General features: G+C 67.6%; 26 protein-coding genes and 1 pseudogene. 17 read left to right on the top strand and 10 right to left on the bottom strand.

What is annotated here, in order from left to right:
- Positions 1–68: 68 nt before the first annotated feature.
- From AC2IR1_RS10290 to AC2IR1_RS10275, 4 genes are all read left to right on the top strand, one after another.
- On the top strand, positions 69–536 hold the full coding sequence (locus AC2IR1_RS10290; protein WP_486476186.1) for a peroxiredoxin: 468 nt from the start codon (positions 69–71) through the stop codon (positions 534–536).
- 34 nt (positions 537–570) lie between these two features.
- Positions 571–1,380 carry a ferritin-like domain-containing protein gene (locus AC2IR1_RS10285; RefSeq protein WP_486476185.1) on the top strand — a complete coding sequence of 270 codons (810 nt, stop codon included), beginning with the start codon at positions 571–573 and terminating at the stop codon, positions 1,378–1,380.
- Between the two features lie 214 nt (positions 1,381–1,594).
- Entirely contained in the window at positions 1,595–2,920 is a 1,326-nt protein-coding gene (locus AC2IR1_RS10280) for a DUF5930 domain-containing protein (protein ID WP_486476184.1), read from the top strand.
- Positions 2,910–3,422 carry a bactofilin family protein gene (locus AC2IR1_RS10275; RefSeq protein ID WP_486476183.1) on the top strand — a complete coding sequence of 171 codons (513 nt, stop codon included), beginning with the start codon at positions 2,910–2,912 and terminating at the stop codon, positions 3,420–3,422. Before AC2IR1_RS10280 ends, AC2IR1_RS10275 begins: the two co-directional genes overlap by 11 nt.
- A gap of 410 nt (positions 3,423–3,832) precedes the next feature.
- Here AC2IR1_RS10275 and AC2IR1_RS10270 read toward each other — a convergent pair whose 3' ends face one another.
- Complete coding sequence (locus AC2IR1_RS10270; RefSeq protein ID WP_486476182.1) at positions 3,833–4,516, bottom strand: GntR family transcriptional regulator; 684 nt, start codon at positions 4,514–4,516, stop codon at positions 3,833–3,835.
- Between the two features lie 106 nt (positions 4,517–4,622).
- Between AC2IR1_RS10270 and AC2IR1_RS10265 the strand changes: the two genes are divergently transcribed.
- The 7 genes from AC2IR1_RS10265 to AC2IR1_RS10235 all read left to right on the top strand — a co-directional run bounded on the left by AC2IR1_RS10265 (position 4,623) and on the right by AC2IR1_RS10235 (position 11,315).
- On the top strand, positions 4,623–5,225 hold the full coding sequence (locus AC2IR1_RS10265) for an amino acid synthesis family protein (RefSeq protein WP_486476181.1): 603 nt from the start codon (positions 4,623–4,625) through the stop codon (positions 5,223–5,225).
- Positions 5,197–6,024, top strand: coding sequence for an alpha/beta fold hydrolase (locus tag AC2IR1_RS10260; RefSeq protein ID WP_486476180.1), 828 nt, complete (start codon positions 5,197–5,199; stop codon positions 6,022–6,024). Before AC2IR1_RS10265 ends, AC2IR1_RS10260 begins: the two co-directional genes overlap by 29 nt.
- 163 nt (positions 6,025–6,187) lie before the next feature.
- Positions 6,188–7,654: an aldehyde dehydrogenase gene (locus AC2IR1_RS10255; RefSeq protein ID WP_486476179.1), complete on the top strand. Its 1,467-nt coding sequence runs from the start codon at positions 6,188–6,190 to the stop codon at positions 7,652–7,654.
- Positions 7,655–7,773: 119 nt separating this feature from the next.
- Positions 7,774–8,625, top strand: a complete 852-nt coding sequence (locus tag AC2IR1_RS10250) for a transporter substrate-binding domain-containing protein (protein WP_486476178.1) — start codon at positions 7,774–7,776, stop codon at positions 8,623–8,625.
- 103 nt (positions 8,626–8,728) lie between these two features.
- A complete protein-coding gene (locus AC2IR1_RS10245; protein WP_486476177.1) occupies positions 8,729–9,424 on the top strand; it encodes an amino acid ABC transporter permease in 696 nt (231 codons plus the stop codon).
- Positions 9,425–9,442: 18 nt separating this feature from the next.
- On the top strand, positions 9,443–10,174 hold the full coding sequence (locus AC2IR1_RS10240) for an amino acid ABC transporter ATP-binding protein (protein ID WP_486476399.1): 732 nt from the start codon (positions 9,443–9,445) through the stop codon (positions 10,172–10,174).
- A gap of 1 nt (position 10,175) precedes the next feature.
- Positions 10,176–11,315, top strand: coding sequence for an iron-containing alcohol dehydrogenase (locus AC2IR1_RS10235; RefSeq protein ID WP_486476176.1), 1,140 nt, complete (start codon positions 10,176–10,178; stop codon positions 11,313–11,315).
- Positions 11,316–11,392: 77 nt separating this feature from the next.
- On the opposite strand, the gene AC2IR1_RS10230 is transcribed toward AC2IR1_RS10235, so the two are convergent.
- Positions 11,393–11,977: an HNH endonuclease gene (locus AC2IR1_RS10230; RefSeq protein ID WP_486476175.1), complete on the bottom strand. Its 585-nt coding sequence runs from the start codon at positions 11,975–11,977 to the stop codon at positions 11,393–11,395.
- A 316-nt stretch (positions 11,978–12,293) separates the two neighbouring features.
- Here AC2IR1_RS10230 and AC2IR1_RS10225 point away from each other — a divergent pair, with 316 nt between their 5' ends.
- The gene (locus tag AC2IR1_RS10225) at positions 12,294–12,731 is read left to right on the top strand and encodes a VOC family protein (RefSeq protein ID WP_486476174.1); all 438 of its coding nucleotides are present in this window, start codon (positions 12,294–12,296) and stop codon (positions 12,729–12,731) included.
- A 99-nt stretch (positions 12,732–12,830) separates the two neighbouring features.
- Here AC2IR1_RS10225 and AC2IR1_RS10220 read toward each other — a convergent pair whose 3' ends face one another.
- The 3 genes and pseudogenes from AC2IR1_RS10220 to AC2IR1_RS10210 form a co-directional block, all read right to left on the bottom strand.
- Positions 12,831–13,496, bottom strand: a complete 666-nt coding sequence (locus tag AC2IR1_RS10220) for an alpha/beta hydrolase (protein WP_486476173.1) — start codon at positions 13,494–13,496, stop codon at positions 12,831–12,833.
- On the bottom strand, positions 13,493–14,122 hold the full coding sequence (locus tag AC2IR1_RS10215) for a DNA-3-methyladenine glycosylase family protein (protein WP_486476398.1): 630 nt from the start codon (positions 14,120–14,122) through the stop codon (positions 13,493–13,495). Before AC2IR1_RS10215 ends, AC2IR1_RS10220 begins: the two co-directional genes overlap by 4 nt.
- Positions 14,123–14,164: 42 nt before the next feature.
- A pseudogene (locus tag AC2IR1_RS10210) lies at positions 14,165–14,968 on the bottom strand (LysR family transcriptional regulator); the annotation flags it as partial.
- A 111-nt stretch (positions 14,969–15,079) separates the two neighbouring features.
- On the opposite strand from AC2IR1_RS10210, the gene AC2IR1_RS10205 reads away from it, so the two are divergent.
- The 5 genes from AC2IR1_RS10205 to cutA all read left to right on the top strand — a co-directional run bounded on the left by AC2IR1_RS10205 (position 15,080) and on the right by cutA (position 18,659).
- Complete coding sequence (locus tag AC2IR1_RS10205; RefSeq protein WP_486476172.1) at positions 15,080–15,382, top strand: putative quinol monooxygenase; 303 nt, start codon at positions 15,080–15,082, stop codon at positions 15,380–15,382.
- A 3-nt stretch (positions 15,383–15,385) separates the two neighbouring features.
- Positions 15,386–15,637, top strand: a complete 252-nt coding sequence (locus tag AC2IR1_RS10200) for a DUF2798 domain-containing protein (RefSeq protein ID WP_486476171.1) — start codon at positions 15,386–15,388, stop codon at positions 15,635–15,637.
- A gap of 398 nt (positions 15,638–16,035) precedes the next feature.
- Complete coding sequence (cobA, locus tag AC2IR1_RS10195) at positions 16,036–16,884, top strand: uroporphyrinogen-III C-methyltransferase (RefSeq protein ID WP_486476170.1); 849 nt, start codon at positions 16,036–16,038, stop codon at positions 16,882–16,884.
- A gap of 185 nt (positions 16,885–17,069) precedes the next feature.
- On the top strand, positions 17,070–18,311 hold the full coding sequence (locus tag AC2IR1_RS10190; protein ID WP_486476169.1) for an MFS transporter: 1,242 nt from the start codon (positions 17,070–17,072) through the stop codon (positions 18,309–18,311).
- Between the two features lie 33 nt (positions 18,312–18,344).
- The gene (cutA, locus tag AC2IR1_RS10185; protein ID WP_486476168.1) at positions 18,345–18,659 is read left to right on the top strand and encodes a divalent-cation tolerance protein CutA; all 315 of its coding nucleotides are present in this window, start codon (positions 18,345–18,347) and stop codon (positions 18,657–18,659) included.
- 143 nt (positions 18,660–18,802) lie between these two features.
- Here the strand turns inward: cutA and AC2IR1_RS10180 are convergent, their stop codons facing one another.
- The 5 genes from AC2IR1_RS10180 to AC2IR1_RS10160 all read right to left on the bottom strand — a co-directional run bounded on the left by AC2IR1_RS10180 (position 18,803) and on the right by AC2IR1_RS10160 (position 25,024).
- On the bottom strand, positions 18,803–19,624 hold the full coding sequence (locus AC2IR1_RS10180) for a squalene/phytoene synthase family protein (RefSeq protein ID WP_486476167.1): 822 nt from the start codon (positions 19,622–19,624) through the stop codon (positions 18,803–18,805).
- Complete coding sequence (locus AC2IR1_RS10175; RefSeq protein ID WP_486476166.1) at positions 19,581–20,612, bottom strand: alpha/beta fold hydrolase; 1,032 nt, start codon at positions 20,610–20,612, stop codon at positions 19,581–19,583. The genes AC2IR1_RS10180 and AC2IR1_RS10175 overlap by 44 nt, the downstream gene beginning before the upstream one ends.
- Positions 20,613–20,630: 18 nt before the next feature.
- Positions 20,631–22,322 (bottom strand): citramalate synthase, encoded by a 1,692-nt coding sequence (cimA, locus tag AC2IR1_RS10170; RefSeq protein ID WP_486476165.1) that lies wholly within the window; start codon positions 22,320–22,322, stop codon positions 20,631–20,633.
- A 178-nt stretch (positions 22,323–22,500) separates the two neighbouring features.
- Positions 22,501–23,868 (bottom strand): cysteine--tRNA ligase, encoded by a 1,368-nt coding sequence (gene cysS, locus AC2IR1_RS10165; RefSeq protein WP_486476164.1) that lies wholly within the window; start codon positions 23,866–23,868, stop codon positions 22,501–22,503.
- Positions 23,869–24,241: 373 nt separating this feature from the next.
- Entirely contained in the window at positions 24,242–25,024 is a 783-nt protein-coding gene (locus tag AC2IR1_RS10160) for a metallophosphoesterase family protein (RefSeq protein WP_486476163.1), read from the bottom strand.
- Between the last annotated feature and the right edge of the window lie 71 nt (positions 25,025–25,095).

The following is a 25,095-nucleotide window of genomic DNA, read 5'->3' as shown; positions in this document are numbered from 1 at the left end:
CCGTTCCATTCTGCGTTGCCCGGCGATAAGATGGAAGAGACGACGAACACACAGGAAAGGCTCCGCCCATGGTATCCGATCTGACCGGACAGATGGCCCCCGATTTCACGCTTCCCAAGGCCGGCGGCGGCGAGGTGACGCTTTCGGCCCTGCGCCCGGCGCCCGTCGTCCTGTTCTTCTACCCCAAGGACGACACGCCCGGATGCACCACCGAGAACAAGGATTTCACCGCACTGGCAGATGCCTTCGAAGCGGCGGGCGTTAAGGTCCTGGGGATCAGCAAGGACACCCTCGCCAAGCACGAGAAGTTCCAGGCCAAGCATGAGCTAGCCACGGAGCTGCTGTCGGATGCCGAAGGTGGCGTCTGCGAGGCCTATGGCGTCTGGGGCGAAAAGAAGATGTACGGCAAGACTTTCATGGGGATCACCCGGGCCACCGTGCTGATCGACGGAGAGGGCAAGGTCGCGCAGGTCTGGCCCAAGGTGAAGGTCGCTGGCCATGCCGAGGACGTGCTCGCCGCCGCCAAGGCTCTTTGAGGCCGTCGCGCCACGAACCCCGGAAAGGACGATCATGAGAAGCCTGGCAGAAATGGCGGTGGAGGTTCTGACCACCGCGGACGGACGGGAAAAGACGGCCCTGTCGCATGCCCATGCGGCCACCTGGTTCGCAGCGCGTCAGGCCGGGGAGGAAATCCCCGTGGGCCGGGCCGATCCGCCCCTGCGCCCTGCCCGGCCGGCACGGCCCGAACTGTTGGATCCGCGCGACGTGCCGCGCCGTCGCCCCGGCAGCCCGCAGGGCCGCATCGCCCTGCTGCATGCGGTGGCCCATATCGAGTTGAACGCGGTCGACCTGCACTGGGACATCATCGCGCGGTTCACCGACGTGCCCTTCCCCATGGGCTTCTACGACGACTGGGTGAAGGCGGCGGACGAGGAATCCAAGCACTTCAACCTGATCTGCGACTGCCTTGAAAGCCTGGACAGCCATTATGGCGCCCTGCCCGCCCATGCCGGCATGTGGCGCGCCGCAGAGGATACCGTGGACGATATCTACGGGCGGCTGGCGGTCGTTCCCATGGTCCTGGAGGCGCGCGGGCTGGACGTGACCCCGGGCATGATCGACATCTTCCGCAAGGCCGACATCCCCCAGGTCATCGAAGCGCTGGAAGTGATCTATGCAGAGGAAGTCGGCCATGTGGCCTATGGATCCAAGTGGTTCCACTTCCTGTGCGGACGCGACAACAAGGACCCCAAGCCGGAGTTCCACGCCCTGGTGCAACGCTACTTCCACAGCTCCCTGAAACCGCCCTTCAACGAGGAAAAGCGCGCCGAAGCCGGGCTGCCGCCCGATTTCTACTGGCCCCTGGCCGAGGAGCGCTGAGCGCGACCGCGATCCGCAAAATCCGTACGACAGGCCCCGATATCCGAAGTTTTCGGCAATTTCCCGCCAAGAAAACCCTGAAACAGGCAGCAAAGCGTAAGGCGGGCGCAAACTTCTTGCCCCCTAAAAGACGCTTGGGTAACTGAGTTCAAGCGCCCGAGGTGGGGACCTCGATCGAGGGCGCGTGGACGGGACAACAGGGATACGGGACCTCGTGAGAACCAGGCTAGCTATCCGCGTGAGCGCGCTTCTGGAAAAGCATTTTCCCGAGCGCAGGGTCTTCCTGCGCTCCGACACGGACACGCGGTTCATCCGGCTGCGGCCGGTGACGCAGATCATCGCGGCGTCGGGCGCCAGCGCCATCGTGGCCTGGACGATCATCGCCACCGCCATCCTGCTGATGGACAGCATCGGGTCGGGCAACTACCGCGAACAGGCGCAGCGTGATCAGGAAAGCTTCCGCACCAGCCTGAACTCCATGGCGGCCGAACGCGATCTGCGCGAACAGGAGGCCCTGGCGGCGCAGGACCGGTTCAACGCGGCGCTGGCGCGGATTTCCGACATGCAGACCGAGCTTCTGAAATCCGAGGCGCGGCGGCGCGAGCTGGAAACCGGTATCGACGTCATCCAGGCCACCCTGCGCAAGACCCTGAAGGAGCGCGACGAAGTCCGCGAGGAGCTGGCGACGCTGCAGAACCCGGGCGAAGACGGGGAGCGCGCGCCCCTGCCCGCCTATGCCGAAGACACGATGAACGTGCTGACCGCCGCCCTGGCGGAGACCGCGGCGGAACGCGACGAGACCGAACAGGGGGCGCAGGATGCCCTGGCCCAGGCCGATGAGATGTCGGAACGCATCGCGCTGATGGAAGACCAGAACGACGCGATCTTCCGCCAGCTGGAACAGGCGCTTACGGTCTCGGTGGAGCCGCTGAACAAGATGTTCCGCGCCGCCGGGCTGAACACCGACACCCTGATCGACCAGGTGCGCCGCGGCTATACCGGACGCGGCGGCCCGATGACGCCGATCTCCTTCTCGACCATGGGGGAGGCCTCCTCTCCCGATACGGACCGGGCCAATTCGATCCTGGAGCGGCTGGAACAACTGGACCTGTACCGGATCGCCGCGGAAAAGGCGCCCTTCGCCATGCCCGTTCATGCGAAGTTCCGCTATTCCTCGGGCTTCGGCACCCGCCGCGACCCGAAGACCGGCGGCATCCGGCAGCACTACGGCACCGACATGGCAGCGCCCGTGGGCACCCCGCTTTACGCGGCGGCCGACGGTGTGGTGATCCATGCGGGCTGGTCCACCGGCTACGGCCGGCTGGTAAAAATCAAGCACGATTTCGGAATAGAGACCCGTTACGCCCATATGTCGCGCATTGGCGTGAAGGTGGGACAAAGGGTCTCGCGCGGGGAGCGCATCGGTGATATGGGAGCTTCCGGACGGGTTACCGGGCCTCATCTTCATTACGAGATCCGTGTAGGCGGCAAACCTGTAGACCCGATGATATATATCAAGGCGGCAAGAGATGTTTTCTAAGAGCAAAATCAACGAACCCGGTCAGAAGACCACGGAGAACAGCACCCCGGCAGCGCCCGAAGCAGCCCCGAAGTCCACGCCCGGCAGCATGGATTTCAAGCCGACCGCGCCCAAGGCCAAGCCGCCGGCGTCCGTTCTGTCCTCTGACCTGCACATCACCGGCAACCTGAAGACCACCGGTGACATCCAGGTTGAAGGCACCGTCGAGGGCGACATCCGCGCCCACCTGCTGACCGTCGGCGAAAGCGCCACGATCCGCGGCGAAGTGACCGCCGACGACGTCGTGATCAACGGCCGCATCATCGGTCGCGTGCGTGGCCTGAAGGTGCGCCTGACCTCGACCGCCCGCGTCGAAGGCGACATCATCCACAAGACCATTGCGATCGAAAGCGGCGCCCACTTCGAAGGTTCGGTGCAGCGCCAGGATGATCCGCTCTCCTCCGGTGGCAACAAGACCGTCGTGCCGTCGAAGAAGCCGGCAACCCCCGCCGCCGAGGGCTGACCAGGCGCCGAGAGGCGTTCCAGCAGACCTATTCAACGAAAAGCCCGGCCCTGCGGCCGGGCTTTTTTCATGTCCGCCCAAAAGACGTCCACCCCAAGGAAAGGGCGCCATGCGCCGCCACGCTTAACGGGATCTGACCGGGGCGTGCGGGGATTTCGGGGAAAAATCGCCGGATCGGCGCGAATCCTTGGTTAATCAAGGGGTTTCGGCCCGATCTTCAACGTCGGTATCACGTCGGTATTACGTCGGTATCGCGACGGTGGGAAATACGCGGAAAACCGGGGTTAACGCAGCGCGCGCAGAGGGCCCGGGCGCGGCGGCGGGCGCCATGGGGCCGCCCCATGGCAGCCCGGTGGCAGCCCGGTGGCAGCCCAGTGGCAGGTTAAGCCTCGCTCGGCCCGACAATCCGGTCAGAGCGCTTCCTTGTCGTTCAGAAGCTCCCGCGCGATGGACTTGGCTTCCCTCAGGTGGTCCTCCACCGCGGCAAGGGCGGCGTCGGGATCGCGGTTGGTAATCGCGGTGCAGATGGCACGCATATGTTCGGGCCCCGGGCGATCGCGGTTGTCGCTGGTCAGGGTGAGGATCCGCAGGCGGGAGATCCGGCCGTTCAGCCGCTGGACGATTTCCCAGGCGATATTGTGCCGCGCCCCTTCGAAGATCAGCCCGTAGAACCGCGTCGCCGCCTTGAACAGGACCCCTGGCGCCTGGTCGTGACCGGCGCGCTGAAGGTCTTCGAGCGCCGCGTTCAGACGCTGGGCCAGATCCGGGGTCATGTTGCGCGCACAGGCCATGGCCGCGTCCGTCTCCAGCTTGAGGCGGATGTCGTAGATCTGTTGCGCGTCGTCCCAGCTCATGTCCGTCACGATCGGACCGCGATTGGGGACATGGGTCACCAGTCCCTCTGCATCGAGATAGCGCAGCGTCTCGCGCACGACCGTGCGCGAAACACCAAGTTGTTCGCACAGCACCCTCTCCACCAGGCGGTCGCCCGGTTTGAAGACACCGTCGATGATCGCGTCCCGGAGTCTTTCCAGGACGACATCCCGCAGCGTCGTCGGCTGCTGCTCGATTTTGCTTAGCCCAATATTTGACATGCGATCTGAATATCAGCCCGCGCCCGCGCCAACAAGATTGTTTGTACGATTGTATTACGGTATTCCATATTAGAAGAAGACGATTCGAGACTGATGGGAGCCAGGTATGCCTGCTGAAATCCGCAAGACCCTGTTGCATGTCGAAACGACATGGATCGAAGGAGGAAAGGCCGCGCCGGTTCCCCTGAAGATGATCGCCGCCGTGGCCGTCATCCGGAATCCCTGGGCCGGTCAGGGTTTCGTCGAGGACCTGCGCCCGGGCATCCTGGACGTGGCGCCGGGGCTTGGCGCGCAGCTGACGCAGATGGTGCTGGACGCCGCCGGCGGTGGCGACAAAGTCGAAGGTTACGGCAAGGCGGCCATCGTGGGCGTAAACGGCGAGGTGGAGCATGCCTCCGGGCTGATCCACACCCTGCGGTTCGGCAATCACTACCGCGAGGCCGTGGGCGCGAAGTCCTACCTGGCCTTTACCAACACTCGGGGCCCGGCCAATGCATCGTTGCAGATCCCGCTGATGGACAAGAACGACGGCGGGCGGCGCAGCCATTACCTGACGATCCAGCTGGCCGTGGCCGATGCCCCGGCCCCGGACGAAATCGTGGTGGCGCTTGGCGCCTCTGTCGGGGGGCGCCCGCATCACCGTATCGGCGACCGGTATCAGGATCTGAAGGAACTGGGGCATGACCTTGAAAACCCTGCCTCTGTCTGAGGACTCTCCGTCCAAGGACGGCGCCGTCCTGTCCTACCGCGAGGCCGGAGAGGGCCCGCCCGTGGTCCTGATCCACGGGGTTGGCATGCAATCGGCCGCCTGGGCGCCGCAGATCGCGGCCCTGTCGGCGCGCTTCAGGGTGCTGGCGCTGGACATGCCGGGCCACGGGGGCAGCAGCCCCCTGCCCGCCGGGTCCGGCCTGCCCGACTACGTCGCCTGGCTGGATCGCGCGTTGGACGCGCTGCAGCTGGGGCCGGTGAGCCTGGCCGGTCATTCCATGGGCGCGCTGATCGCCGGTGGCTACGCGGTGAGCCATCCCGAACGGGTGGCCCGGGTCGCCCTTCTGAACGGTGTCTTCCGGCGCAGTGCCGAGGCGCGCGCCGCGGTGGAGGCCCGCGCGGCGGAGATCCGTGGCGGTGATGTCGACGCGGCAGGCCCGCTGAAGCGCTGGTTCGGAGAGGACCGCGACCATGCGGCGGCCCGGGAGCGGGTCGCGGGCTGGCTGGCGGAGGTGTCGCCCCAGGGCTACGCGACCGCCTACAGCGCCTTTTCCCGGGGCGATGACATCTATGCCGGCCGCTTCGACACGATCCGCTGCCCGCTGCTGGCCCTGACCGGAGAGGGTGATCCGAACTCCACCCCGGAGATGGCGCGGGCCATGGCGGCAGCGGCCCCCTGCGGCGAGGCCATCATCATCGAGGGGCACCGGCACATGGTGAACCTGACCGCGCCGGACCGCGTGACGCGTGAAATGCTGCGCTGGCTGGAGGTTCCGACGCCGGCCGAAGCGCTGTCCTGAGCGGCAGGCGGACCTGGCGCGGCCCGTCGGGCCCCATGATTGAGGCCCATGATTGAGGCCCGTGACTGGGACCCGTGTGGTTCGGGCCATAGGGTTCGGGCCGCGTGATGACGACAAGGCCGGGTTCCCTGATCGGGGCGCGGTCCGGAAGGAGACGAAAGAGATGCAGACCTTTCAGCAATACATCGACGGCGCCTTCTGCGACGCCAGTGCCACCTTCGACAGCCTGGATCCGGCCACCGGCACGCCCTGGGCGAAGATGCCGGAGGCCCGGGCCGAGGATGTGAACCGGGCCGTCGCCGCGGCAAGGCGCGCCTTCCTGGGCGCGGAGTGGTCCGGGATGACCGCGGGCCAGCGGGGCAAGCTGCTGTTGCGGCTGGCCGACCTGGTGGAGGAAAACGCCCCCCGCCTGGCCGAGCTGGAAACCCGCGACACCGGCAAGATCATCCGGGAAACCAGCGCCCAGATCGCCTACGTGGCGGAATACTATCGCTACTACGCCGGGTTGGCCGACAAGATCGAGGGCGCCCATCTGCCCATCGACAAGCCTGACATGGAAGTCTGGCTGCGTCGCGAACCGCTGGGCGTGGTCGCCGCCGTGGTGCCGTGGAATTCGCAGCTGTTCCTTTCGGCGGTGAAGATCGGGCCGGCCCTGGCGGCGGGCTGCACCATGGTGCTGAAAGCCTCGGAGGACGGGCCCGCGCCGATGCTGGAATTTGCCCGCATCTTCGACCAGGCGGGCTTCCCCAAGGGGGTTTTGAACATCCTCACCGGTTTCGGGCCCGATTGCGGCGCGGTGCTGACGCGGCATGCGGATGTCGATCACGTGGCCTTCACCGGCGGGCCGGAGGCCGCCCGGCAAATCGTCCGCAACTCGGCCGAGAACCTGGCCTCGACCTCTCTCGAACTGGGCGGGAAATCGCCCTTCATCGTCTTCGAGGACGCCGATATCGACAGCGCGGTGAACGCGCAGATTTCCGGCATCTTCGCCGCCACCGGGCAAAGCTGCGTGGCCGGGTCACGGCTGATCGTGCAGAATTCGATCCGGGCCACCTTCCTCGAGCGGCTGCGCGAGAAGGCCGAACGGGTGATCATCGGGAGCCCCGCCGACATGGGTACCGAGGTCGGCCCCCTGTGCACCCCCCGCCAGCGCGACCGGGCCACGGCGCTATGCGCGCAGTCGGTGGCGGCCGGCGCGACACTGGTCACCGGCGGCACGGCGCCCGAGGGCGCGGGCTACTACTTCCCGCCGACGATCCTGGATTGCACGGAGGCCCCCGACGCCCCCTGCCTGCGCGAGGAGTTCTTCGCCCCGGTCCTGTCCGCCACAGGCTTCGACACCGAGGCAGACGCCCTGCGGATCGCCAATGGCACCGCCTATGGCCTCGCCTCCGGCGTTTTCACCCGTGATCTGACCCGGGCGCATCGCATGATCCGCGGCATCCGCGCCGGGGTCGTCTGGGTCAACACCTACCGCGCCGTGAGCCCCATGGCCCCCTTCGGCGGGCATGGACTTTCGGGGCACGGGCGCGAAGGCGGCCTGGCCGCGGCGCTCGATTACACCTCCGTCAAGACGGTCTGGCTGCGCACAAGCGACGCGCCGATCCCCGACCCCTTCGTCATGCGTTGAGGTCTTCCCGAAACTGCCCGAAGAAAGGAGTTCGATCCCAGGCATCCCCCCTTCCCCCCGAAACATGAACCAGAGTTCCGACCTCAGAAGAACCACGTTCCCACCAACAGGATATGCAAATGAACAGAACGCCCCGAACCTTCACCCTTTCCCGTACCTTCGCCCTTTCCCTGGCTGCCACGCTGGGCCTTGCCACCATGGCCCAGGCGCAGAACTGCGAAACCACGATCGACCCCTCGCTGCTGACCGAGGAAGGCAAGCTGACCATGGCCGTCAGCCCGACGCTGCCGCCGATGGCCTATGCCGATTCCGAAGGCACGCTGATGGGGCTGCGCATCGAGCTGGGCGTTGAGATCGCCAAGCGCCTGTGCCTTGAGCCCGATTTCATCTCCACCGAATATGCCACCATGGTGCCCGGCCTGCAGGGCGGTCGCTGGGACATGATCGACGCCGGTCTCTTCGTGACGCCCGCGCGGCTCGATATCATGTACATGATCCCCTACGAGAACCTGGCGATCTCCATCTCCACCGCCGTGGGCGATAGCTCGATCCAGACCATCGAGGACCTGGCCGGCAAGCGCATCAGCACCGACATCGGCGGCTATGCCGAACGCAAGATGCGCGAGCTGAACGAGGAGTTCGAGGCCAAGGGCCTGGAGCCGATGGATATCGCGCTCTTCGACAACTACGCCACCGTCTACCAGGCCCTGCGCGCAGGCCAGGTCGAGGCCGCCGTCTCGATCGATCCGGTTGCCAAGAAGTACAAGGAGACCGGCGAATTCGACCACGCGCTCGGCGGTCTTTACGCGACCCCCGGTTCGCTGTCCTTCGGCGATACGGCCATCGCGGAACCTGTGACCAAGGTCATGCAGGAAATGAACGCTGACGGCTGGCTGCCGGCGCTGATGGAGAGCTACGGCGTCAGCCAGGCGGGTGATGGCACCATCTCCCTCAAGGGCCCCGGCCTCTGATCCGCCCCATGCGGACAGCTTGCAAGACGGGTGTCGCGGCTTCCCCGCGCCACCCCCTTCCCCTCCCGCGCGGGACCGCGCAGAACGTCATGAGGAGACGATCGTGAAAGGCTGGAACTGGGACGGGTTTTTCGAATACCTGACCAACACTTACATGCTGGAAGGCGCCGCGGTGACACTGGGCCTGACGGTCGCGTCGATGAGCCTTGGCCTGGTCGCCGGCTGCGTCGTGGCCCTGATGCGGATGAGCCCGTTCCGCATCCTCAGCAACATCGCCTATTTCTACACCTGGCTGATCCGGGGCACGCCCCTGCTGGTGCAGCTGATCATCATCTACACCGGCCTGCCGCAGATCGGGATCAAGTTCTCGGTCCTGGAATCCACGCTGATCGGGCTGGTGATGAACGAGGCCGCCTACCTGTCGGAGATCATCCGCGCCGGCATCAGTTCTGTCCCCAAGGGCCAGACCAACGCGGCGCGCGCCATCGGCATGACCGAGGTGCAGAAGATGCGCTACATCATCGCCCCGCAGGCCGCCCGGATCATCATCCCGCCCCTGGGCAATTCGGTGAACGGCTGCCTGAAGACGACCTCCATCGCCTCCGTCATCTCGATGGAAGAGCTGCTGCGCCGGACCCAGGTCCTGATCCAGGAGAAGTTCATGGTGCTCGAACTCTTCGTGGTGGCCGCGCTCTACTACCTGGTGATGACGACGGCCTGGGACCTGATCCAGCGGCGGATCGAGCGGCACTTCGGCCGTGGCTACGACATCAAGGCCGATGCGGCCGAACAACGCTGAGGAATGACCATGAAACCGATGATCGTACTTGAGGACGTCGACAAGTGGTACGGCGCCAACTTCCAGGTGCTGAAGCACTGTTCGATGACCGTTTCCCCCGGGGAGGTCGTGGTGATCTGCGGCCCCTCCGGATCGGGCAAGTCGACCCTGATCAAATGCGTCAACGGGCTGGAGCCCGTGCAGGGCGGCAAGATCACCGTGCGTGATGTCGATGTGACCGATGCGAAGACCGACCTGCCCAAGCTGCGGTCCCACGTGGGCATGGTGTTCCAGCATTTCGACCTGTTCCCGCACATGACGGTGACGGAAAACATCTGCATCGGGCAGACCCGGGTGCTGGGCCGCAGCCAGAAGGAGGCCGAGCAGAAGGCGGCCGCCCTGCTGGAGCGGGTCGGCATGTCCGCCCATGCGCATAAATATCCCATCCAGCTGTCGGGCGGGCAGCAGCAGCGGATCGCCATCGCGCGCGCCCTGGCGCTGGATCCCGTGGCCCTGCTGTTCGACGAGCCGACCTCGGCGCTGGATCCGGAGATGATCAACGAGGTGCTGGACGTCATGGTGGAACTGGCCAGGGAAGGCATGACCATGATGGTCGTGACCCACGAGATGGGCTTTGCCCGCAAGGTCGCGGACCGGGTGGTGTTCATGGACAACGGAGAGGTGGTGGAGGATTCGCCCACCGACGCCTTCTTCGCTGCACCGAAGAGCCAGCGGGCCGTCGATTTCCTGTCCAAGATCCTGGCGCACTGACATGATGCGTATCCTGACAACAGGCGATGTGCGCATGGCCCCCGGCATCAGCGCCGAAGCCGGTGCCATCACCCGCGCCCTTGGCGCCCGCCGTCCCCTTGTGGTGGTGGATCCCACCGTGCTGCAGATCGGCCTGGCCGAGCCGGCCCTTGCCGGGATTGCCGCCCAGGGGATGGAGCGCACGACCTTTTCCGCCCTGTCGCCCGACCCCACCGTGACGGAGGCCCAGGCCGCCGTCGCCCTGGCGCGGGAGATCGAGGCGGATTGCGTCATCGCCATAGGCGGTGGCAGCGCGATGGACGTGGCCAAGGTGGTGGCGCTGCTGACACGGAACGACGGCAGCCTGCGCGACCTTTCGGTGCCGCGCATCGTCGATGTGCCGAGCCTGCCGATCCTGTGCATCCCGACCACCGCGGGCACCGGATCGGAGGTGACGCGGGCGGCGGTAATCACCGATGCGCAGACCCACGAAAAGCTGTTGCTGCTGGGATCGGCGCTGCAGCCGGCGGTGGCGCTGCTGGACGTGGAGCTGACGCTGAGCTGCCCTTACCGGGTCACGGTGGACAGCGGGCTGGATGCGCTGTCCCATGCGCTTGAAGCGCTGGTGAACCACAATGCCACGCCCTATTCCGACGGGCTGGCGGCGCAGGCGATGATGCTGATCGGGCGCAGCCTGGAAGCCGCCGCGCAGGAGCCGGGCAATCGCGCCGCGCGCGAGGACATGCTGCTGGGCGCCTGCCTTGCGGGGATGGCGGTGTCGCATACCTCCACCGCGCTGATCCACGGCATGAGCCGGCCCATCGGGGCGGCCTTCCACGTGCCGCACGGCATGTCCAATGCCATGCTGATGCCGCTGGTGACGGAATGGTCCGCCGAGGCCGCGCCGGAGGCCTACGGGCGCGCCGCCCGGGCCATGCAGCTGGACAGCACCGCCGCGCTGGTGGAGAGGCTGAAGAGCCTGAACCGGCGGCTGGAGGTGCCGACGCTGGCCGGGCGTGGCATTGATGCCCAGACCTTCGGCGCCGCGATCCCGGAAATGGCGCGGCAGGCCATCGCCTCGGGCACGCCGGCCAACAACCTGCGCGCCGCGGACGAGGCGCAGGTGGCGGCGCTCTACCGTCGGGCCTGGGCGGAGGCCTGACGAGGCGCAGCCACGAAAGCGAAACGGGCCGGCGCATGCACGCCGGCCCGTTTGCATTCAAACCCCCGACAGCGCGGTCAGGCCTCCAGCTCGGCATCCCAGTAGAGGTAATCGAGCCAGCTGTCGTGCAGGTGGTTGGGCGGGAACCTCCGCCCCATGTTGCGCAGCTCTTCGGCCGAGGGCGGGCGCGGCGTCTTGCGCAGGGTCAGCCCGGCGCGGCGCAGCGACTTCGACCCCTTCTTCAGGTTGCAGGGCGCACAGGCGGCGACGACGTTTTCCCAGGAGGTGATGCCCCCCGAAGCGCGCGGCACAACGTGATCGAAGGTCAGGTCACCCTTCGCCCCACAGTACTGGCAGCAGAATTCATCCCGCAGAAAAAGATTAAAGCGCGTGAAGGCCACGCGCTTTTGAGGTTTGACATAATCTTTGAGGACGACAACCGAGGGGATCCGTATCTCGGTACTGGGACTCCTGACCCAGGTGTCATATTCGGCCACGATGTCGACCCGGTTGAGCCAGGCGGCCTTCACGGCTTCCTGCCAAGGCCAGAGCGACAGCGGGTAATAGGATAGGGGCCGGTAATCCGCGTTGAGCACCAGTGCCGGGTGCTGCTTGAGAGCCGCAGGCTCCCTCACGAATTCAGTTCTGAAATCTCCGTCCATCTGCAACTGCGCTCCCGCCCTGCCTGCCGTCTTCAGCACCAGAGCGGGGAACCCCGCCCCAGCCATATCTTGACTATATATCGCGTCGGGACCCTGACAAGCCCCATGATATGTCAGGACATGGGAAAGCCCTACTGCCGAAGCGTAACGCTGAAATGACAAACGCAGGGCTTATCAACAGCCCGTGACAGGGGCCCGGGCGGCGGGAACCTGCGCCGCGCGGGGGCCGGGCATGGGCCAAAGCCGGCCTGCCTGCGCCGGATTGGCGGCGGCGCGGCTGTCCGCAGGGCGCTTCCGTGCTATCTTTCAGGGCATGATGGATCTGGTCCCTACCCCCGAACTAGCCCCGAGGGCCGTGCTGGAAACCGCGCTATACGCCCGGAACCTGGAGGAAACCGCGACCTTCTACGCGGTGGTCCTGGGACTGGAGGAGATCGCGCGGGTCGAGGGGCGGCATGTCTTCTTTCGCCTGGGGGAAACCGTGCTGCTGCTGTTCCATCCCGTCAGCACCATGGCAGGCGGCAGCAATCCCAGCCTGCCAGTGCCACCCCATGGCGCCACCGGCGAAGGCCATCTGTGCATGGCCGCCAGCGCGGCGGAGATCACCGCCTGGAAGGATCACCTGGAAGCGGCAGAGATCGCGGTGGAGGCCGATTTCCACTGGCCCGGGGGCGCCCGGTCGATCTACTTCCGCGATCCGGCGGGCAATTCGCTGGAATTCGCGGAACCGCGGCTGTGGTTCCCGGAGGCCTGAGGCGGCCTCGGCAGGGCGAGAGTTGGGGGGATTTGGGGATGGTGGATTGGCATCCACCCTACGGCAGGAGGCTGCGCCCCCTGCCCGGGGTGCGCGGCTTCAGAAACCGCATTTGTCGCGCATGAAGGCCAGCGCGACCGACAGGCCGTCGGGCGCGATGCCGTGGGCGGTGCCTTCCATGATATGGGCGAAGACCTCGGTGAAGCCGGCTTCCTGCAGGGCCTCGGCCGCGAGAGGCAGCGACTGTGGCGGCACCACCGGGTCCTCGTCTCCGTGCAGCAGCAGGATCGGCATCCGCGAGCGGACCTCATCCGCCAGCAGTTCGGGGCGCATCAGGCGACCGGAGAAGGCCACGATCCCCGCGACCGGATCCTCGCGCCGGGGGGCCACCTGCAGCGACATCATCGTGCCCTGCGAAAAGCCGAAGAGGCAGACCTGTTCGGGCAGCAGATCCTCATCGACCATGAGCGCATCGAGGAAGGCGTCGAGATCTGCGGCGGAGGCGAGCAGACCACGCTCGGCCTCTTCCTCGGAGGAGCCGTCGATCCAGGGGATGGGGAACCACTGGAAGCCCATCGGGGCGCCGGGCAGGGTTTCGGGCGCATCGGGCGCCACGAAGAGCGTGTCGGGCAGATGTTCGGCCAGCGGTTCGGCCAGGCCCAGCAGGTCGGCCCCGTTGGCGCCGTAGCCATGCAGGAAGACCACGGCGGAGCGCGTTTCCCCCGAAAGCGGCTCGACCCGTCCGGCGTTGAGTACCCGTGTCATGTTGTGATCCCTTCCCGTCCCTTTTCAGCGGCATAGAAGCTCCAGAGCAGGCGCGCCGCGACGCCCCGCCAGGGGGACCAGTCGGCGGCACGGGCCCGGAGCGCGGCCTCGGACGGCCGCTCGGACAATCCGTAGAGGAGGCGCGTGGCCTCCTGCAAGGCCAGATCGCCCGCGGGGATCAGATCGGCGCGGCCAAGGGCGGTGGTGCCGTAGATCTCCGCCGTCCAGCGGCCGATGCCGGGGAGCGCCACGAGGCGGGTGACGAGGGCGTCGTCGTCGAGGGCGGCCAGGGCGGCGAAGTCGATCCCGGCCTCGGCGAGCGCGAGGGCATAGCGGATCTTGGGCCGGGACAGGCCGCAGGCGCGCAGGCCCTCTTCGCCCGCCGCGCGCACCGGCGCTTCGGAGGTCAGTCCCGCCGCGTCCAGCCGGGCCCAGATCGCGGCGGCGGAGGCGGTGGAGACCTGCTGCCCCGCGATGGCGTGGAGCAGCGTGGCAAAGCCCGGGGCGCGGCGGCGCAGCGGTGGAAGGGGTAAGCGGGCGGCGATGCGCGCAAGCCCGGGATCCGCCCCGGCCAGCCAGCGGACGCCCTGCGCCAGGGTTTCGGTGTCATCGAGGATCGCAGCCATGAGCCCTCCGCGTGTCAGGACCTTTCCCAGGGGATCTGCCCCTGGAGCCAGGGCATGCCACCGATCCTGGCCGTGCCAGCCGGGCAGCACCGGGTGCAGGCGGCCTGCCGCCACGTCCTCATGGCTTTCGGAGACAGGCAGCAGCACGATGCCCGCCCCGTCCCGCGCCAGCTGTGCCGCCAGGGCCAGGTCATCGGTGGCAAGGCTCGCGCGCAGTTCCATCGGGCGGGCCAGGCCGGTCGCGCTGTTGCCAAGCTGCCAGCGCGGCAGGGCGGAGACGCCGATGATGCTGTGCCCTGCAAGGTCTTCGGGGCTGCGGGGCGCGCCCCGGGCCGCGAGGTAGGCCGGGCTGGCCAGCAGCGTGGTGCGGGAGGTGCCGACGCGTTTCTGGCGATAGGCGCTGTCGGGCATGGGGCCTACGCGCAGCGCCAGGTCGGCCTGGGTCGTGGCCAGATCGGCCAGGGCGTTGGAGAGGCGGAACGTGAGGTGCAGGTCGGGGTGGAGCTGGTGGAACTCCGCCCAGAGGTGGCGCAGGGCGCCGAGCGTGATGTTGGTGGGCAGCGCGAGGGTGAGCGCGCCGCGCATTTCGGTCAGATCGCGGGAGAGGCCCTGCAGGATATCTTCGAGCTGTCCCACGGTGGCGCCAAGCCCGCGATAGTAGCTTTCGCCCTCGGTCGTCAGGGCGAAGGCCCGGGCGGAGCGGTGGACGAGCTGGGCGCCGAGCTGCTGTTCCAGCTTCTGCAGGCGCCGCGTGACGGTGGCCGGCGGCAGGCCCATCTGGCGCGCCGCCGCAGACAGGCCGCCCGCCTGGACGATGTGGATGAAGAGGCGGAGGTCGTCGAGCATGATTCCGATTTTGGAATTTGAGTTTCAGAATTGCAGTATATTCGGGCATTTTCGAAAGCAATAGGGTCACCTGGACCCCCGGCATGGCGCCGGGGCGACGAGAGAGGCCCCATGACCCATATCATCACCGCGAAAATCGAGATCACCGAAGGCCAGTCCCTGCCCCGGGTCCTGCGAGAGCTGGCAGCGCTGGAACAGGCAACCGCGCAGGAGCCCGGCTGCCTGAGCTTCCGCATCCTGCAGAGCGAGAAGACCCCCGGGCAGTTCGTCCTGTGGGAGGTCTGGACCGACCGCGCGGCGCTGGACGCCCATTTCACCTATCCCCACACACGGCGGGTCATCGACGCCGGGATCACCCGTGTCCTGGGCGTGGAGAGCTATGCCGAGCTGTCCCCCGTGGCAGAGGAGGCCTGAGCGATGCGTCAGCGGATCATCTTCTCCGTCATGCTGTCGGGCTGCCTGTCGTTTCTGCTGACCTGCTGGGTGACCTGGCTGAACACCGGGCTGACCCCAGGGTTCCTGGATCGCTGGATGCATGCCTGGTCCAGCACCTGGCCTGCGGCGGGGGCCGTGGCCTTTGCCCTGAGCCCGACGGTCCTGCGGCTGAGCGGGGCGCTGGATCGCTGGATCGGCGCACGCGCGATGCGGCGCCCGCGTGGCGGGATCTGAGTCGCGGGATCTGGGCGGCGGGATCTGGGCGGGGCGCGTGGTGAGCGGGCGGTTTGAGGGGCTTTGCCCCCCGCCTCCTGCGGAGGCTCCCCCCAGGATATTTTTGGCCAAAAAATGGTTGGGGGCCGGAGCTCTGCCCGACGACGCTCTGCCCGAAGATGCCCTGTCCGCCGACGGCCTGCCCCACGATGCCCTGCGGGGCGGGGGCGGCATCGGGGAGGAAGGGGGCGGAACAGTGGTGGCCGCCCGAGGCGATGCGTGGAATGGGCCTGTGCGGCCCGCGCAGGACACGGGATGGCGTTCGCCAGAGGTGACGCGGGCATAGACAGCGTTCTTATCTGGGGGCCGGATCGGCGCGGGATCTACCGAAATCCCGCGCGAGAGGGCATATTGGGCAGATGAACGACATGCCCCTTCCCTCTTCCCAATGGCCCGAGATGCAGCCCGGATGGGTCTGGCTTTGCGGCGCGGGCCCCGGTGATCCGGGGTTGCTGACCCTGCATGCGCTGAATGCGCTGCGGCAGGCGGACGTCGTCGTCTACGACGCCCTTGTCGCCCCGGAGATCCTGGACTGGGCCCCGCAGGCCGAGAAGGTCTATGCCGGCAAGCGCGGCGGCAAGCCTTCGGCAAAGCAGGCCGATATTTCCCTGCGCCTTGTCGAGCTTGCCCGGGCGGGCAAGCGGGTGCTGCGGCTGAAGGGGGGCGATCCCTTCGTCTTCGGCCGGGGCGGTGAAGAGGCACAGACCCTGCTGCAGCACGGGGTGCACTTCCGCATCATCCCCGGGATCAGCGCGGGCATCGGCGGGCTGGCCTACGCGGGCATCCCCGTTACCCACCGCGACGTGAACCAGTCGGTCACCTTCCTGACGGGCCATGACCACACCGGCCAGGCGCCCGGGTCGATCAACTGGCGCGCGGTGGCCGAGGGGGCGCAGGTCCTGGTGATCTACATGGGCATGAAACATGCCCGCCACATCGCGAACGAACTGATGGCGGCCGGGCGCCCGGCGGATGAGCCCGCCGCCGTGGTCTGCAACGCGACCACGCCCGGGCAACAGGTGCTGGAAACCACGCTGGGATCCCTGGCGGACGATATCGATGCCTCTGACCTGCAGCCCCCGGCGATCCTGTGCATCGGGCGATCCGTGCTGATGCGGCAGGCGCTGGACTGGCAGGCACTGGCCGCCGGGGCGGCGCCGCGCGACATCGACCCGCTGGGCCGGAACCGGGAAGAGATCGGCGGCTGATCCGGCCCGGCGCGGGTCTGCCGCCTGGCCAGGCCAACTGACTGGCCCACCTGACTCGCACAACTGACTGGCTCGCCCAATACAGACCTTGACGCATGGTTATCCGCACGAAGGCGCAACCCGGGCCTGCCGTTGCGCTTCGAGAAAGCTTGCCGCCGCTGTTCACTGCGGCTACGGCTTTCGACATGACGGAAACAACTGCCACCCCCGACGCAAATCACAGTGCCCGCCGCAACGTGGTGGTGCTTGTCTTCGCCCAGGCGATCCTCGGCTCCCAGATGCCGATGATCTTCACCATCGGCGGACTGGCCGGCCAGCAGCTGGCGCCGAACCCCTGCCTTGCGACCCTGCCGATTTCCATGATCGTGCTCGGCTCCATGCTGTCGGCCACGCCGGTTTCGGCGGTGATGCAGCGCTACGGGCGGCGAGCCGGGTTCACCCTTGGCACGCTGATGGGGGCGATCGGGGCGATGGTCGCGGCCTATGGCCTTTACATGCAGAGCTTCGCGATCTTCCTGCTGGGATCGCTCTGCACCGGGACCTACATGTCGACCCAGGGGTTCTTCCGCTTTGCCGCGACGGACACCGCCTCCCCCGAGTTCCAGCCCAAGGCGATTTCCTATGTCATGGCCGGCGGGCTTCTGGCCGCGCTGATCGGGCCGCAGCTGGGCAAGCTGACCAATGACGCGCTGGTGGTGCCCTTCATGGGGACCTACCTGCTGGTGATGGGGCTGAACCTGCTGGGGCCGGTCCTGTTTGCCTTCCTCGATCTGCCGCGCCCGGCGCCGCGCAGCCACGGGGCCGCAGCCCCGGCCCGCGGGCGCAGCCGGTGGGAGCTGATCACCACGCCGCGCATCCTGGTGGCGGTGATCTGCGCCATGGTCAGCTATGCGCTGATGAACCTCGTCATGACCTCCACCCCGCTGGCGGTGGTGGGCTGCGGCTTTGACAAGAGCAACGCAGCGGATGTGGTCAGCGCGCACGTGCTGGCGATGTACATCCCCAGCTTCTTCACCGGCCATGTCATCGCGAAATTCGGGGTGGAAAAGGTCGTGGGCGCAGGTCTGGCGATCCTGGCGGGCGCCGGCGCCGTGGCCCTGAGCGGGGTCGAGCTGGAACATTTCTTCGGCGCGCTGATCCTGCTGGGCATCGGCTGGAACTTCGGCTTTATCGGGGCGACCGCCATGCTGGCCCAGAGCCACACGAAGGAAGAGCGCGGCCGGATGCAGGGCCTGAACGACCTGATTGTCTTCGGCGGCGTGACCTGCGCCTCGCTCGCCTCGGGCGGGCTGATGAACTGTTCCGGCAGTTCGGCGCAGGCCGGATGGAGCGCCGTGAACCTGGCCATGGCGCCGCTTCTGGCGCTGGCGGGGGGTGCGCTGATCTGGCTGGTGATGCGGCCGAAGGACGAGGAAGAGGCGGCCTAGGGCCTGCCGACAGCTGCCACGGAAGGGCACCGCATGATCCTGGAGATCGAGATCCTTTGCCCCGCGCGGGGCGTGGCGGACCGCATCGCGGCGCATCTGCTGGAGGCCCGGCTGATCGCCTGCGCCAACCGGACGAGCCCGGTGGTGAGCCTTTTCCGCTGGGACGGGGAGGTCCAGGTCGAGCAGGAATTTTCCCTGCGGATGAAGACCCGGGTCGAGCTGGGCGACGCGGTGGAGGCGGCGTTGCGCAAGTGGCATCCCTACGACCTGCCCGCGATCCTGCGAAGCGAAGTGCAGGCCAATGCCGATTACGAGGCATGGGTGATTGCGGAGACGACGCAGGGGTGATCCCCGGGCCGGGGCGGTTCGGGGTCGGTTTAGGAGCGGGAGAAGGCGGGATGGCTCCCGCCCTACGCGACGGTGCACGCCGCAGGCCATGGGACGGGAGGCCCCGTAGGGCGGGAGCTATCCCGCCTCTGGCCGCGCTCCCCCTACCAGCGCCCGAAGCTGGCGCGCAGCAGGCCCAGGCGCTGAGCCAGGGGGGCCGGATCCAGCGCGCCGTCCTTGACGCGGCCCGGTTCGGCGCGGGCAAGTTTCAGCACCATCGCCGCCTCCGGCGCGGCAAAGAGGAGTGGCACGACGCTGCGGGAGACGCCACGGCGCGACTTGCGGGCCCGTGCCAGCCTGTCCAGCCCTTCGGCTGCCAATGCCGCGACCGCGCTGTCGCGCCCGTCGGGCAGCGGCATGCGCCCTGCCCCTTCAAGCGCCGGGATCGCCCGGAACCAGGCCGCCAGCCCAAGCGCGAACCCGGCATCTGCCGCGACCTCTTCGGGCAGGGTGCCGCCCAGCATCCCGGCCCCCGCCCGCAACAGGCCCGCAGAGGTCGCATCGAGGTAGCGCCGGAAATGTGCCTCATCCTCGAAGGGTTCCTTCCAGACGTCCCAGCGGCGGGCCTCCACCAGCGTGTCCAGCGCCTGCGCCCCCTCCGGGGTCAACGCATGGGACAGAGGGGTGACGACCTCATGCCGTCGGATCCCCTCGCCCTTGCCGATCTCCTCCAGCGCGTCGCGCCACCATTGCAGGCGCATTTCGGCGATCATCGGTTCCTGGGTGACCCAGGGCGCGCGGGAGACCTCTATGTTGAAGGCGTAGAGCGGGAAAAGCGACAGGCGCGCGGGCAGAGGGGCGGCCATGGTCGCGCGAAAACGCGCCGCGTCGCCGCGTTCGACCAGGCCGGCGCAGGCGGTCAGATCGTCGGTCCAGCCGGTCTCATGCGATGTCGGTGTCGTGTTCGGGATCTGGGAGCTGGTCAAGGAATTCTCCGATAAGGCGGGCGGTTTCGGGCGCATCGACCAGGTCGAGGTGGCCAAGGCCCGGGAGGATGTGACAGGCGCGGCGGCCGCCGGTGTGATTGTCCTGAGCGTCAAGCAAGGGCTGGAAGGCTTCGGGCACCACCGCTTCGTCCCTGTCCCCCACGATCAGCAGGGTGTCGGGCAGCAGGGCGAGATCGTTGCCGAAGTCGTCGTTGGCGGCAAACCGGTTGACCATGCGCCAGGACCATTCGGGCGTGGCGAGCTCCCCCTGCGGGCCATCCAGCACGCGCTGCGGGAAGGCGAACTGCAACGCCGTCAGGTGATCCAGCCCGTGAATGCCCGCCCGGTTGAGCATCGAAAGCCCGATCATGCGGCGCATCAGGGGCCGCGCCCACCCGCCGGAGTTCCGCCGCGTGGTCGGCGCCGCGTGGTGGATGTAGGGGGCCAGAAGCACCGCCCCCACGGCCCAGTCGCCCGAGCCCGATCGCAGGAAGCGCAACGCAAGCCCCGCGCCCGAGCTGTGGCCCAGCACGACGATCCGGCGATTGCCATGACCGGCGTAGCGGGAGATCACCTCGATCAGGTCCCAGACCAGGCTGTCGTCCGGCCCGAGCTGTCCATGCGGCGCGGGCCAGTGGCCATGGCCCCGGATGTCGGGCACGACGACTTCGGCATGGGCCGACAGGGCCCGTGCGAGACCGTCGAACTGCCCCCCGTGCCAGCCCGATCCGTGCAGCATGACGACCAGGGGCGCGCCTTCGGAGGGACCGCGCAGGTGGCGCAGCGGGATCTGCGCACCACCGTCGAGAGGCAGACAGGTCAGCGGCAGCGGCGGCTTGTCCCCGGCAAGGAGATGGGCGGTATCGAAGGCCCCCCAGGGGTGCAGCCTTCGGGGACGCTGGCTGGCAATCAGGACAAAGGGCAGCGCCGCGGTGATCGCGGCGGCCGGGACCAGGATGGAAAGCGCCGTCTGGAGGATCTGCCACATGGTCCCGCGCCCGCCCCCCTATTCCCCGGCCAGTGCCTGGCCGCCGGTCTGATCGGGGCCGGGGTCCGAGGCGTGATCACCGCTTTGCTCGGCCGCCTGCGCCGCGACCTGCCCCTGCAGCAGCTTCCAGCGCACGGCGTCGACCAGCGCTTCGAAACTGGCGTCGACTATGTTGGCCGAAACGCCCACGGTGGACCAACGCCGCCCCTCGCCATCTTCACTGTCGATGATGACGCGGGTCACGGCCTCTGTCCCGCCCTGGGTGATGCGCACCTTGAAGTCCACCAGGCGCATGTCGTCGATCTGGCTCTGGTACTTGCCCAGATCCTTTGCCAGCGCCTTGGACAGGGCGTTGACCGGGCCCTGGTCATTGCCCGCCTCGTCCAGGCTTTCGGAGACCGAGAGGATCTTTTCGCCATCCACCCGGGTGACCACGACCGCTTCGGACACGGTGACCACCTGCCCTCGGGCGTTCTTCCGGCGCTCGATGATCACCCGGTAGCGTTCTATGTCGAAGAAGTCCGGCATCTGGCCGAGCGCGCGGCGCGCCAGCAGTTCGAAACTGGCCTGGGCGCTGTCGTAGGTATAGCCGTGGTCTTCGCGCTCCTTCACCTGGGTCAGGATCGTGGCCAGCGCCGGATCGCCCCTGGGGACGGAGATCCCGGTTTCCTCCAGCCGCCGGCGCAGGTTCGACTGCCCCGCCTGGTTGGACATGGGGATGATGCGTTCGTTGCCGACCACCGCCGGGTCCACGTGTTCGTAGGTGGAGGGGTCTTTCAGGATGGCCGAGGCATGCAGCCCCGCCTTGTGGGCAAAGGCGGAGGCGCCGACGAAGGGCGCCTGTTTTACCGGCACGCGGTTCAGGATGTCGTCCAGCTGCCGCGAGATGGGCGTGAGGTTCACCAGCGCCCCGGGCTTGATCCCGGTCTGGTAGGTCGAGGCATAGGGTTCCTTCAGCAGCAGCGTCGGGATCAGCGTCACGAGGTTGGCGTTGCCGCAGCGTTCGCCCAGGCCATTGAGCGTGCCCTGGATCTGGCGCACGCCCGCGTCGACGGCCGCAAGGCTGCCGGCCACGGCATTGGCGGTGTCGTTATGGGTGTGGATGCCCAGGTGATCGCCCGGTGCGCCGGCGGCGATGACGTCGCGCACGATTTCCCCGATCTCCACCGGCAGGGTGCCGCCGTTGGTGTCGCAGAGCACGACCCAGCGGGCGCCGGCCTTCAGCGCGGCATGGACGCATTCCAGCGCATATTCGCGGTTGGCCTTCCAGCCGTCGAAGAAATGTTCGGCATCGAAAAGCGCCTCCCGCCCCTCGGCCACCATATGGGCGACGGAGCGGGAAATGTTGTCCAGGTTCTCTTCCAGCGTGATGCCGAGCGCGGTGGTGACGTGGAAGTCGTGGGTCTTGCCCACAAGGCAGACGGCGGGGGTGCGGGCGTTCATCACGGCGGCCAGCACGTCGTCGTTTTCCGCCGAGACGCCCGCGCGCTTGGTCATGCCGAAGGCGGTCATGGTGGCGCAGGTCGTGGGGGCGGCATCGAAGAAGGCGCTGTCGGTCGGGTTGGCACCGGGCCAGCCGCCTTCGATGTAGTCGAGGCCCAGGTCATCGAGCATCTCCGCGATGCGGATCTTCTCGGGCGTGGAAAACTGGACGCCCTGGGTCTGCTGCCCGTCGCGCAGCGTGGTGTCGTAGAGATAGAGACGTTCCATCAGAGCCCTCCTCCGGCCTCATGGCGGGCGGCGCCCGTGTGTCTTTGGGTGGTGAGGTCAGGATCTGGGGACCCGACCGGGGCGCGCAGCGGGCCGGGCCGCGCCCGGCCGCCCCCCCGGGCGGGCGCGATTGCGCCCCCCCGCGGCCGGGCGCGTCCCTCTGTTGGGAAGAAGGACATCACAGCAGGCCTTCCAGCTTGGCCGCATCGAAGTCCGTGCCGGGCAGAAGTTCCACCCCTGCCTTCGACATGCGCACCTCGACCCCAGCCGCCAACAGCGCCTGTTTCAGCGTGTCGACCTGGGAGAAGTCCTTGGACGCCATCGCGGCTTCACGCACCGCTGCCAGCTTGTCAGCAAAGGCCGTCAGGTCGACATCGGGCGCCGCCGCCCAGTCGCCCATGCCCGGTTCCAGCAGGCCCAGCAGATGCGCGGAGGCGAGCAGTGCGGGCGCATCCCCCTCCCCGGCCAGCTTGTGCAGTTCGGCCACCGCGCCTGCGGTGTTCAGGTCATCGGCCAGCGCCGCAACCACCGCCTCGGACGGGGTGCCCGGTTCGACGCCCTCGACCATGGCGTGCCACTTGCGCAGCGTCGCCTCCGCCTCGGCGCGCTTCTTCTCGGTCCAGTCCATCGGCTTTCCGTAGTGGGTGCCCATGAAGACCATGCGGATCACCTCGCCCGGGACGCCCTGGTCCAGCAGATCGCGCACGGTGAAGAAGTTGCCCAGGGACTTGGACATCTTCTTGCCCTCCACCTGCAGCATCTCGTTGTGCAGCCAGTAGCGGGCGAATTCGCCATGCGGGTGGGCGCAGCAGCTCTGCGCGACCTCGTTTTCATGGTGCGGGAACTGCAGGTCGATGCCGCCACCGTGGATATCGAAGCTTTCGCCCAGCAGTTCGTAGCTCATGGCGGAGCATTCGATGTGCCAGCCGGGACGCCCCCGGCCCCAGGGGCTGTTCCAGCCGGGCTGGCCCTCGGACGAGGGTTTCCACAGCACGAAATCCATCGGGTCGCGCTTGTAGGGCGCGACCTCCACCCGGGCGCCGGCGATCATGTCATCGACGGAGCGGCCAGAAAGCTTGCCATAGTCCTTGTAGCTGTCGACGGAGAAGAGCACGTGGCCCTCCGCCTCATAGGCATGACCATGGGCGATCAGCCCCTCGATCATGGCGATCATGTAGCCGATATATTCGGTCGCGCGGGGTTCGTGGGTCGGGCGCAGGGCGCCGAGGGCGTCCATGTCGGCGTGATACCAGGCGATGGTTTCATCGGTGATGTCGCGGATCTTGCGGCCCGTTGCCTCTGCCTTGGCGTTGATCTTGTCGTCGACGTCGGTGAAGTTGCGGGCATAGGTGACCTGCTCCGCACCGTAGACGTGGCGCAGCAGCCGGAAGAGCGTGTCGAAGACCACCACGGGCCGCGCATTGCCCAGGTGCGCCCGGTCGTAGACCGTGGGTCCACAGACATACATCCGCACATTCGTCGCGTCGATGGGAACGAACAGCTCCTTGCGGCGCGTTTTCGCGTTGTGCAGCTTGATCTCGACCATGTCTTGCTCCTCGCAGGTCATTTGACGCAATTCGCCCGCGGGCGGCTTATCAGGTCATTCCGGAGGAGGAAACGTGGAAGCGGCCCGCGAGAGAGAACTCAGCAGGTAATGCAGCAGCCAATAATGAGGGCGATGCAATGCTTCATGGCGCCTGTCTTAGACGCTGCGGTGGCGGCTGCCAAGCCCCTTGTGGCGCGCCCGGCCCAATCGCCGTGCTTCGCCCGTTCCGGGCGATGCCTCCGGCGGGAGCATTTGGGGCCCAGTGAAAGAGCGGGCGGCGCGTCTTTCCGGGCAGGCCCCGCTCTCTCACTGGGCCGCAAATACTCTGGGGGGAGCGCAGCGGGGGGCCAAAGCCCCCCCTCCCCGGCGCCCGTCAGAGATGCCCGAGGGTCACGGCACGCATCCAGTCCTCGCGGCCATGGGCCTTCGCACGCGCGGCCATCCCGGTCGGATCGTAGGGCACATGGCGGTGACTGACGTGCCAACCAGTGCCACAGCGGGTGAGGAGCGCCCAGCTCGCCATGGGGTGACCCGCCGCCACCACATGCGGGACGGGCGCGATGTCGTCGTAGGCGGGGCAGCCGACGGAGCCGGGGTTCACCAGCAGCTGCCCGGTGGGCAGGCGCCAGAGCCCCGGCAGGTGGGTATGCGCGCACAGGATCAGCGAGGCGGTCAGCCCCTGCGCCTCGGCCGCGATCTGCGCCAGGGGACGCGGGGCGACCGTGCCTTCTGCCGTGGCGGTGTGGGTCCAGTAGGTGTTGTCGTCCGAGGGCGTCGCGTGGCAGGCCCAGACATCGCCGAAGTCCAGCACCTCGGGCAGCTGCGCCAGCCAGTCGAGCGCCCCACGGGGCAGTTCGTCATATGCCACGCGGTCCGAGGGACCCATTGTTTCCGGCGTCATTTCAAGCAGGTAGCGATCATGGTTGCCACGCAGCGCATGGCAGGGCCGCGCCATCAGGAGCCGCGCCGTCCCGGCCGGATCGAGGGGCCCGGAGAAGTGATCCCCCAGCACCAGCATCGCCTGCGGTTCAAGCCCGTCCAGGTCGCGCAGCACGGCGCGCAGGGCGTCGGAATTGCCGTGGATATCGGCCAGGACCGCGATGCGGTCGGGCAGCGGATCCCGGCGGGAGGTGGAAAGCGGGGCGGTCTGGCTCATGCATTCAGCCTGACCCGTCGGTGCGCACCGACACAAGAGGAAAGACCTTGCACCCCCGGCCCTTCTGCCCG

The organism is Pseudooceanicola sp. NS-SX8 (genome assembly GCF_057380755.1).
This window is presented reverse-complemented; position numbering and strand designations above follow the sequence as displayed.